The 10102-nt window shown below is 66.5% G+C and carries 8 protein-coding genes; 4 read left to right on the plus strand and 4 right to left on the minus strand.

All coding sequences use genetic code 11. From position 1 onward, the window contains the following. From HL658_RS36125 to HL658_RS36135, 3 genes are all read left to right on the plus strand, one after another. The coding region (locus HL658_RS36125; RefSeq protein ID WP_180287740.1) for a hypothetical protein at window positions 1–643 on the plus strand (643 nt) is incomplete at its 5' end. Window positions 644–663: 20 nt separating this feature from the next. Then, window positions 664–1632, plus strand: coding sequence for a hypothetical protein (locus tag HL658_RS36130; protein ID WP_180285183.1), 969 nt, complete (start codon window positions 664–666; stop codon window positions 1630–1632). 44 nt (window positions 1633–1676) lie between these two features. Continuing rightward, complete coding sequence (locus HL658_RS36135; RefSeq protein WP_180285184.1) at window positions 1677–4706, plus strand: hypothetical protein; 3030 nt, start codon at window positions 1677–1679, stop codon at window positions 4704–4706. Window positions 4707–4713: 7 nt separating this feature from the next. On the opposite strand, the gene HL658_RS36140 is transcribed toward HL658_RS36135, so the two are convergent. After that, on the minus strand, window positions 4714–5316 hold the full coding sequence (locus HL658_RS36140) for a DedA family protein (RefSeq protein WP_180285185.1): 603 nt from the start codon (window positions 5314–5316) through the stop codon (window positions 4714–4716). A gap of 137 nt (window positions 5317–5453) precedes the next feature. On the opposite strand from HL658_RS36140, the gene recQ reads away from it, so the two are divergent. Then, on the plus strand, window positions 5454–7340 hold the full coding sequence (gene recQ, locus HL658_RS36145) for a DNA helicase RecQ (RefSeq protein WP_180285186.1): 1887 nt from the start codon (window positions 5454–5456) through the stop codon (window positions 7338–7340). Here the strand turns inward: recQ and HL658_RS36150 are convergent. The 3 genes from HL658_RS36150 to HL658_RS36160 are packed head-to-tail and all read right to left on the minus strand — an operon-like array spanning window position 7321 to window position 9976. Further along, complete coding sequence (locus HL658_RS36150; RefSeq protein ID WP_180285187.1) at window positions 7321–8127, minus strand: IclR family transcriptional regulator; 807 nt, start codon at window positions 8125–8127, stop codon at window positions 7321–7323. The two genes, recQ and HL658_RS36150, sit on opposite strands and share 20 nt — an antisense overlap. A gap of 18 nt (window positions 8128–8145) precedes the next feature. Next, window positions 8146–9432 (minus strand): TRAP transporter large permease, encoded by a 1287-nt coding sequence (locus tag HL658_RS36155; RefSeq protein ID WP_180285188.1) that lies wholly within the window; start codon window positions 9430–9432, stop codon window positions 8146–8148. 13 nt (window positions 9433–9445) lie between these two features. Continuing rightward, window positions 9446–9976, minus strand: coding sequence for a TRAP transporter small permease (locus HL658_RS36160; protein ID WP_180285189.1), 531 nt, complete (start codon window positions 9974–9976; stop codon window positions 9446–9448). Window positions 9977–10102 lie beyond the last annotated feature (126 nt).

Genomic DNA, 10102 nt, shown 5'->3' on the forward strand with positions numbered 1-10102 from the left:
CGCGCTCGCCGGCAAGGGCCTGATCGCGGCGGCGGTGAGGCCGGCGGTCCCCGCCATCCGCTGGCTTACCCGGCCAGACGACCTGCTGCACTGGCTGAGCCGTGCCGCGGCGGCGTCCGGCACGCTCGACGCGACCGCATTCTTCCGGGAACTCGTCGCGGCTCTCGGATTGAAGCCTCGCGCAGCGCCCGAGACCCTGTTCACGCTGGGCTTCTTCCGGTTGCGCAACGCCCAGGTGCTCCGCCGGCCGCACGCCATCAGCACCGGCTACGCCGACCGTCATTGCAGCGCCTCGGACCATCTTCCCTTCGGCTCGACCGCCGACAACCGCACCGGTCGTGCCGGACTGCCCGAGGCCGTGGTGCTGGCCACGGACATCGAGGAGATTCCGCCCGCGCACGACGACCACCGCGCCCTGCGCACCCGGATCGCCACGGTCGCCCCCTGGGTCGGTCCCCTTGACGATGCCGACATCGCCGCCAGATTGCCCACGGCGGAGGTGCATGGGGTGGGTAGCCCTTACGCCGACCTTCGAACTGTCTTCATCAACCGTATGGACGGGACTACGGACATGTGCGGTAACGATCCTGGTAAGGGTTGCCTGTGCGCCGTGCCGCATGCTTCCATAGGGGCTGCGGCATGACAGCGCGTGGCGGACCCAGCATGGAACGCACAGCCGACCGGCGTCCCGTCTCCCGCCAGGGAGCGCTGTTCGCCAACCACCTCCGCACGCTCGGACCCGACAGATTCGGCGACTGGCTGACGGCGTCCTTCGGTGGACCGAGCCCCGCGCCGGCCCTGGGGTGGTTCCACTACGACGACGACGCGCTGTTCTCCGACATGTTCGCCGAGGTGGCGGGCGAATTCGACGATGCCGTCCGCGACATCGCGCGCGATGGCGTGGTGCGGGCGCTCCGCGCCTTCGACAGCGGTGCCGGCACCTACGTCGGGCTGTATCTGCTGACGGCGGTCGCGGAGGCGCTGAAGACCGTGGAGGCGGTGCCGGAAGTCGCCCGCGTGCTGAAGGCGTGGATTCCCGCCCGCGGCACGGCGACGGACCGGATCCCCGAGGACATCGGGCCGGTCGTCGCGCTGCGGGAAACGCTGGAATGCTGCTTCCGGTTGATGCTTGGGGCGACAAAGGGCGAGTCGTTGCGCACACCGGTGCGCCCCGAGGCTTGGGGTGGCATCGAGCCATTCCGCAGCCTCTGCAACTGGTCGCTCGACCTTCTGTGGACGCGTTCGGACCTCGCCGATCTGAAGCCGGTGTGGGCACCTGTCTATTTCTTCGCGTTGACCGCGGCGATCCGTGAAAACCGGACCAATCTGTTGGAGGTTCTGGACAACCGCCTTAAGGGCGGTGACCGGACCCGTGCCGACCGTTTTGAGTCGCTGTACGAATTCGACTCGACACTGATGCCGGGCCTGCGCTTCGCCTATCATCTCGATGCGATCCTGATAAAGGCGAAGCCGTTGTTCGTCGCGGGCCTGACCGGCGCTGATGTGCGCCCTGCCAAGAATACTATTATCCGAAATGATGATCCGTTTGAATGCGGTTCTCTCTCGGCTACATCCGGTACAGCGTTGGGGAAAGAGCAATCAGGACTCTATCTTGAAGCAGTGATCGCATAGAACCAACCGGATGAGGAGAAGATGGCTGCATGCGATACCGCGGGATGACCACGCCCCTGTTCGACGATAGGGAGATCGCCAAGGCAGCCGCGCGGCTTTCAGCCGCCGGCCGCCGCCGCATCACCAAGGTCTTCCGGTTCCGCAACGCGCTGCATGCCTTCCTGCGCGATGTGGAACGGGCGCAGTGGGAGGATCCTCCCATCAAGATCCTGGCGGTCGACACATCGGAGATCGTCGCGGCAATCACCTACCCACGCCCCAATTTCACCGCCTTCACCTTCAACGGGCTCTTAATCGGCAATCCCGAAGTAAAAGGGGATCATAGTCGGGGTGAATCGAATCTGATCTCCGAATCGGAACTTCAGACGCTTGATCGCCTGATCCTCCAGCATCTTCTTGAGGGGCGTCGCGATCGGTTTCTACTGCTCGATGACCACGCGGATGAAGTTGCCATCATTCGGAACGCCATACTGCGGCAGCAGCGGGTTGATGAAGAGGCGCTCCGCGGTTTGCTTTCCGAAAAATTCAAAGATTTCAGGATCGACAATCTGGAGCGGATACGGTCCTGGCTTCTCGGGAACCGCGACGGTGCCTTGAAGAATGAATGGAAGAAGTTTCGGGAGGGATTCCTACCGCTCTGGCGGGAGGGTATGCTGGATGCGCTGCAAGAAGCCACGAGAAGTCTTCGCACCATCGACAACTTCATCCGGGATGGGCACTACACCTTCGTACGGTCGTCCGAGGCGGGTGTGCGATCGCTCATCACCGGACTGAAGGATCTGCACGGGATCAAGTTCGACTGGTCAGCCTATGAGAACTTCGCCCATCGCGACGACGTGCAGAAAATCCACGGTGAGATATGCGACGTTGTCGAGCGCATGGCCGCATCCATGCCGCGGCAGGCGCGCTCACGGCAGATGATCGATCAGGCGGCCCGCCGCGACGCGTACGCCTTCGCGCAGATCCATCTGCTGAACTGCTTTTTCCACGAGCAGCAGATCAACGCCCGGGTCGAGCTAGTCTCGCGCAGTTCAACCCTGCATGACATCATCGCGGCGCTTCCGGAAGGGCGGCTGCACGTTACTCTGCGGCACCCGTTGCTGATGCCGGACATCTACCGCTTCGAGCCCGATGCGCTGGCGGCGATCGGCGATGTGCTCCAGCGTGTCGAAAGCCTGATCCGCCCCTATATGGACGACATCGACATCGACCCTGTCCAGAGCGACACCGCTGCCGGTGACGGGGAGCGCGACGAGGAGGAGGCGCATCTTCTGCATCAGGCGGCGCTTGCCGCGCGTCAGGCCATCCCCCTGCTGCGCGATGTGCTGACTGTCCAGCAGGGCCGCGAGCAGAGCGAGGGGACCTTCACCACCATCTTCCACAAGACCTTCCGCGACGACCCGGCGCGCGGCCATGTCGCGCATGCGGTTGCAGACGGCGGAGAGGACGCGGTGCTGCGGGAGACGATCCGCGACATTTTCGACATTCTTGCGCGTAATCTGCGCGATCGCGACGATCCGTTCTCGGCCAGCACGATCCGCGATCTGGTCAGCCGCAACAAGGACTTGATCGCGTTCGAGCGAAAAAGGACCTTTTCGGACGATGCCACCTTCGCCGTGCGGCTGCTCGACTTCCATGTGGATGCGGAGCGGTGCGCCCAGGCGCAAAGTGCCACCGCCGACCGGCCATCAACCGTCAAGGCCGGCTTCTGCGGTCCCATTCCGGAGATGCGCTACGCCGTCAGGCCGGTGGATCCGGCCTTCGGGCGCCTCTTTCACCTGTATTCGAACACCATCGCCGATTTTTTGGCGGAGCGCAGCCGGGAAATCACGGCCGGTGATTTCGATCATACAGGGTTTACGCCGACCGAGATCAAGCTGTCCGTCGGGCTGGTTCTGGATAAGCTCGATGAGAGCATTGACCATCTTAGCCAGCCGACCGACGGCACCGGCACGGCCGATGCCGTGGTGCGCCACTTGGGTGCGACTCTGCTGGCCTGTCTCGCCTTTGCCAGCCGGAGGAAGTTCGAAACCGCCATCAACATCGCATCGACCATCCTGCACCACGTGACCAGCCAGATGCGCCGCGGGGAATTGAATTACAATCCGGGCAATCTCCGTCGCTATCTCGCCTATCGCGAGCTGTTCCTGTTTCGTCATTATTGCGAACGCTGCATCGCCATGGACGAGTTCTTCTCGCGACGGCGCAGCTTCAACGACAGCAAGGGCGGCGTGATAAAGAACTTCGCACGCGCGCAACGGGATCTGGATTTCGCGGCGCTGATGGCGGAGGCGGCGGAGCGCTGCATGGCCGATCCGGCGGGCGATTACAAGTTGGCGCCGGCGGGGCTGAAGCACTTCAACGATTTCCGGCTTCGGCTGGCGCACATGTCGAGCTGGATCGACCAGTTTCTGATCCTGATCACCACGGAGAAGCAGGCGCTTCCGGAAAACGACTGGAAGAAGCTGGAGTTGGAATCGGTGCGCCGCCGCCTCGACATCTGGACCGCGGCCGGACACGTCAAGGAGGCGGTGGGCGATGCCTACCGTGCGCGCGAACTGTCGGAAGAGCCGGGCGGCGGCGACGTGTCCGGCGGCCATCCCATCGTGCGCCGCTATCTCGCGCACATCGAGGCACGGTCGCTGCAGAACGCGCTGACGATCTTCCTGCTCTTCATCACCTTCCGGATCGCGCCGGAAATGCATCGGCTGTGGAACCGGAGCCGGATTCCCTCTCCCGAGCGCATTCTGGTGTTCCGCGACTGGAAGGATTGGTGGTGCCGATACAAGGATCTCCGCCACACCTACACCTTCTCGATGCGTATCGCGGAGCTGATCGACCGTTCGCTCGAATGCCTGACGACCATCGAGTCGATCCGCGCCGACCAGCGTCCGGACAGCGAAAAGAGGGCGGACCACAGGGCGGCCCTAGAGGCGTTCCTGCGGGCTACTGCCCAAATTTCCTCGGGAGGTGGCGAGGAAGCCACCTTCATCCGTGTCCTGTCGACAGAAATCCGGTCGAGAGTCGAGGAGCTTGCGCGGCTGGATCCGGGTGACAAGACGCCGGCCGGTTGAGTGACGTTTACCCCCGCTCCCGCCACTGGCTGTAGACGCGGTAGACGTACCACGCCGCCATGCCGCCCAGCACCACGTTGGACACCGGGTTCACCCAGTCCGACACCGCGTGGTACTGGCCTTCCAGCAGATAGCCGGCGAGCATCAGGGCGGTGGTCCACAGGGTGGTGCCGAGCGTGGTGTAGAGCAGGAAGCGGGGCAGCGGCATCTCGGCGATGCCGGCGGGGACGGAGATCAGGGTGCGCACGGCGGGCACCAGGCGGCCGAGGAAGACGGCGGCCCCTTCATGCCGGCGGAACCAGTCCGACGCGCGGTCGATGTCGTCCGGCCCGATGGTCAGCCAGTGGCCGTGGCGCTCGGTCCAGCGCTTCAGCCGCTCGCGGCCCAGCTTCACCGCGGCCCAGTACCACAGCCAGGTGCCGGCGACCGAGCCGACGACGCCGGCCACCACCACCAGCACGGGGTCGAGGTCGCCGCGCGCGGCCACGAAGCCGGCCAGCGGCATGATGACCTCGGACGGGATCGGCGGGAACACGTTCTCCGCCAGCATGAGGAGCGCGACGCCCAGATAGCCGGTCTGCTCCACGGCCTTGATGATCAGGTCGAACATGGCCAGGATAACGCCCGGCCGCGGCGGAAGGTCCGCCGTGGCGGGCGCGCGTTTTTCGGTTCACCGGAAGCGCCGTTCGTGCGACACCATGGGCTCGGCAAAAGCGCCGATCCGCCACCAGATGTAGACAATTGGGCGTGGATTCCCTCTTCTCCCCTTCGCCGAAGCCGGGCGGCGACGCGCTCGGCGTGCTGCGCGACGTGTTCGGCTACGACAGCTTCCGCGGCCAGCAGGCGGACATCATCAACCATGTGGTCGCCGGCGGCGACGCGCTGGTGCTGATGCCCACCGGCGGCGGCAAGTCGCTGTGCTACCAGATCCCGGCGCTGGTGCGCGACGGCGTGACCGTGGTGGTGTCGCCGCTGATCGCGCTGATGCGCGATCAGGTGACGGCGCTGCGCCAGCTCGGCGTGCGCGCCGCCTTCCTTAACTCCTCCCTCGGCCTGAACGAGGCACGGGAGGTGGAGCGGGCGATGGTCGCCGGTGACCTGGACCTCGTCTATGTGGCACCCGAGCGGCTGGTGACCGAGCGCTTCCTGGGGCTGCTGGAGCGCACGACGCTGGCGCTCTTCGCGCTGGACGAGGCGCATTGCGTGTCGCAGTGGGGGCACGACTTCCGCCCCGAGTATCTGCAGCTCTCCGTCCTGCACGAACGGCACCCGTTGGTGCCGCGCATCGCGCTGACCGCCACGGCCGACGCCCAGACCCGCGCGGAGATCGCCGCCAAGCTCCAGCTCGAACAGGCCCGCGTCTTCCTGTCCAGCTTCGACCGGCCCAACATCACCTACCGCGTGGTGCCCAAGAAGTCCGAGCGCCAGCAGTTCCTGGAGTTCCTGCGCGAGAACCACCCGGAGGACGCCGGCATCATCTACTGCATGTCGCGGGCCAAGGTGGAGGACGTGGCGCAGTGGCTGAACGGGCAGGGCCGCGAGGCGCTGCCCTACCACGCCGGTCTGCCGGCCGAGGTGCGCGAGGCCAACCAGGATCTGTTCATCAAGAGCGAAGGCATCGTGATGGTCGCCACGGTCGCCTTCGGCATGGGCATCGACAAGCCCAACGTCCGCTTCGTCGCCCATCTCGACCCGCCCAAGAGCCTGGAGGCCTATTACCAGGAGACCGGCCGCGCCGGGCGCGACGGGTTGCCGGCCAACGCCTGGATGACCTATGGCATGGCCGACGTGGTTGCGCTGCGCCAGATGCTGGAGCAGTCGGAGGCCGCCGACACCCACCGCCGGGTCGAGCGCGGCAAGCTCGAAGCACTGCTGGGATTCTGCGAGACGTCGCGCTGCCGCCGGCAGGTGCTGCTCAACTATTTCGGCGAGGCGATGCCGGAGCCCTGCGGCAACTGCGACACCTGCCTCGACCCGGTGGAGACCTGGGACGCCAGCGTCGCCGCCCAGATGGCGCTCGCCGCCGTCTACCGCACCGGCCAGCGCTACGGCGCCGGGCACCTGATCGACGTGCTGCGCGGCAACGCCACCGAGAAGGTGGTGACCATGGGCCACGACCGCATCAAGACCTTCGGTGTCGGCAAGGATCGGACCAAGCAGGAGTGGCAGTCCATCTACCGCCAGCTCGTGGCCGCCGGCTTCCTGACCGTGGACATGGAGGGCTATGGCGGCTTCCGCCTGACCGACTCCGGGCTGCCGGTGATCAAGGGCCAGCAGCCGGTGCAGCTCCGCCGCGACCATGTGGTGGAGAAGCGCCGCTCCGTCCGCGATTCACTCCGCCGTGGCGGTTCTTCCGGGGGCGGGGGCGGCGATGGCGTGTCGCACGGGGCCGCCCGCGGTTCGCTCAGCGCGGAGGAGGACGCGCTGTGGCACGCGCTGCGCGCCCGGCGCACCGAGCTGGCCCGCCAGCAGGGGGTGCCGCCCTACGTCATCTTCCACGACAGCACGCTGATGGAGATGGTGCACGAGCGCCCCCGCGACCGCACCGCCTTCGCCCGCCTGCCCGGCGTCGGTGCCCGCAAGCTCGACCTCTACGCCGACGCCTTCCTGGAGGTCATTCGCGGGCACGGGTGAGCGGGGGCACCGGCCCCTCCGGGTCCCCGTACGCCGCGTCCGCGATGCTGGCGGCGGCGTCGCGCAGATGGGGCAGGAAGCCGATCAGGTCGGGCAGGGTGCGGCGGACGACGGGGGCGTGGATGGACACGGCGGCCACCGGCGGGCCGTCCGGCGGCAGGATCGGCACGGCGACCGCCACCATGTTGGGCACGAACTCCTGATCGTCGGTGCCGTAGCCCAGGCGGCGGATGCGCTCCAGCTCGGATTCAAGCCGCTCGGGATCGGTGATGGTGCGCTCGGTGAGGGCGGCGAGTTCGATCGAGCCGATGATGCGCCGGCGCACCCGCGCCGGCTGGAGCGACAGCAGGATCTTGCCGGTCGCGGTGCAGTGCACCGGCACCTGCTGGCCCACCTGGAAGGACAGGCGCAGCGGCCACGCCGTCTCGACACGGTCGACGTAGCGCATGGCGGTGCCGTCGAGCTGGACGAGGTTGCAGGTCTCGTCCACCCGGCGCGACAGCCGCTCCAGCGCCGCCCGGCAGGGCGCCCAGGACAGCCGGTTGTGGATCACGCGGACGGCCATCGCCGCCATGCGCGGGCCCGCCATCAGGGCGCGGCCGTCCAGATCCTTCGCGACGAAGCCCTGCTCCTCCAGCAGCCGCACCAGCCGGTGCAGGGTCGGCTTCGGCAGGGCCAGGGACTTGGCGAGGTCGACGAGGGTCACCGCACGCCCGGCCGTGGCTATGGCCTCCAACACCTGGAGCGCCCGTTCCGCGGCCGAGCCGGTGTCGCGCACCTCACCCATGGAGCGCCGCCGTCCCCATCACTTCAGACCCATGAACTGCACCAGATACAGCGAGAAGGGCGGGTAGAGGGCCACGACGATCCACACGAACATCAGCGACAGGAAGTACGGAACCACGTAGCGCACCAGTGACAGATAGGGAAGCCCCGTCACGCTGGCCGCCACATAGAGGTTCAGCCCATAGGGCGGGGTGATGAAGCCGATGGCCGCCCCCACCAGGAAGATGACCGAGAAGTGGATGGGATCGACGCCGACCTGGGCGGCGATGGGCGCCAGGATCGGGGCCAGGATCACCGTCACCGGCAGGCTTTCCAGGATGGTGCCGGCGATCAGGATGATGAACATGCAGGTGGCGACGATGGCGACCGGGCTGCCCATGCCGAGCACGAAGTCGCGGATCGCCTGCTCGGCGCCCAGCAGCGACAGCACCTGCTGCATGACGATGGAGATGGCGATCAGCGGCGCCAGCAGGCCGGTGATCTGGCCGGATGTGGTCAGCACCGCCGGGATTTCCCTGATCTTGATCTCGCGCGTCACGAACAGCCCGGCGACCATGCAGAAGCCCACCGTCATCGCCGCCGCCTCGGTCGGCGAGAAGATGCCGGTGTAGATGCCGAACAGCACGATCAGGATGGCCAGGAAGCCGAGGTAGGAGCGCGCGGTGGCGATCAGGAAGCGGCGCATCTCGAAGGCGTGCAGCTTGCCCCAGCCGTTGCGGCTGGCCATCCACCAGCAGGCGAGCTGCATGGCGAACACCATCATCACGCCCGGCACGAAGCCGGCGATGAACAGCTCGCCGATCGGCAGGTTCATCAGGAAGCCGTAGACGATGAAGATCACGCTGGGCGGGATGATGATGCCGACCACGCCGCCGGACGCGATGGTCGCCCCGGCGAAGGCGCGGTCGTAACCCTCCTTCACCAGCTCCGGGTACATGATCTTGCCGATGGTCGCCGTGGTGGCGGCGTTGGAGCCGGAGATGGCGGCGAACAGGCCGCAGGCACCGAGCGTGGAGATGCCCAGCCCGCCGCGCACCCAGCTCAGCATCGACTGCGAGAATTCGGTCAGGCGCCGGGCGATGCCGGCGGCGTTGATCATGTCGCCGGTCAGGATGAACAGCGGCAGGGCAAGCAGGCCGAAGAAGTTCAGCCCCTCGAACAGCGTGGTCGGGATGTTGGCCAGCGTGAAGCCGATGATCTGGCTGGCCATCACGACCCACAGCGCGATCACCAGGAAGACCGGCACACCGATGGCGAAGAGGCCGGTGGCGACCGCCACCGAACCGATCATGAGCGTTGCGTCCATGGAGCCCGGTTCCTCAGTTCGCGGCGATGGCGCCGATGGTGACGAACGGCTCCTGCCGCCAGAAGCGGCGCGCGTCCTCCACCATGTTCTGCACGCAGCGCAGGATCAGCAGCGACCAGCCCACCGGGATGGCCAGATAGAACCACCACTGCATCACGTGATCGGTGCCGGGAACGATGGCGAAGTTCATGTGGAGAAGCTCGATGATCCCGACGGAATAGTTGATGACCATCAGCCCGAAGCCGATCCACAGGATGTGGTCCAGGTTCACGCAGGCGTATTGCGCCCAATAGGGCATGCGCGCGCGCAGCTCGGTGAAGGCGAGGTGCGAGCGCAGCCGCACGTTCCAGGAGGCGCCCAGCCAGGTGATCCAGATGAAGAGATAGACGGGGATCGTCGTGCTCCATGGCGTCTGCGTGTGGAACGCGAAGCGCTGGATCACCTCCACGAAGATGATGGTGGACATGGTGCCGTAGGCGATGACGATGAGGATGCGCTCGAGGTTCCGGTCGAGCCAGCGGAGCCCGCTTGCGGCGCTGTCCATGGGGTGTCCTCCGGGGGATTGTTGTCCGGGCGCACGCGTTGTGCCCCCACCCGAACCCTCCCCCACCGGAGGCGGGGGAGGGCTTTTCCTCTTCCTCCCCCGTCGACGATGGGGGAGGGCCGGGGT

This window comes from Azospirillum oleiclasticum, from assembly GCF_013423485.1.
GTDB lineage: Bacteria > Pseudomonadota > Alphaproteobacteria > Azospirillales > Azospirillaceae > Azospirillum > Azospirillum oleiclasticum.

Bases quoted from the DNA above. Each gene is read 5' to 3' on its own strand.
- HL658_RS36135 (WP_180285184.1), top strand. From the start codon at position 1,677: ATGACCACGCCCCTGTTCGACGATAGGGAGATCGCCAAGGCAGCCGCG.
- HL658_RS36150 (WP_180285187.1), bottom strand. From the start codon at position 8,127: ATGGGTGAGGTGCGCGACACCGGCTCGGCCGCGGAACGGGCGCTCCAG.
- HL658_RS36140 (WP_180285185.1), bottom strand. From the start codon at position 5,316: ATGTTCGACCTGATCATCAAGGCCGTGGAGCAGACCGGCTATCTGGGC.
- HL658_RS36160 (WP_180285189.1), bottom strand. From the start codon at position 9,976: ATGGACAGCGCCGCAAGCGGGCTCCGCTGGCTCGACCGGAACCTCGAG.
- HL658_RS36155 (WP_180285188.1), bottom strand. From the start codon at position 9,432: ATGGACGCAACGCTCATGATCGGTTCGGTGGCGGTCGCCACCGGCCTC.
- HL658_RS36130 (WP_180285183.1), top strand. From the start codon at position 664: ATGGAACGCACAGCCGACCGGCGTCCCGTCTCCCGCCAGGGAGCGCTG.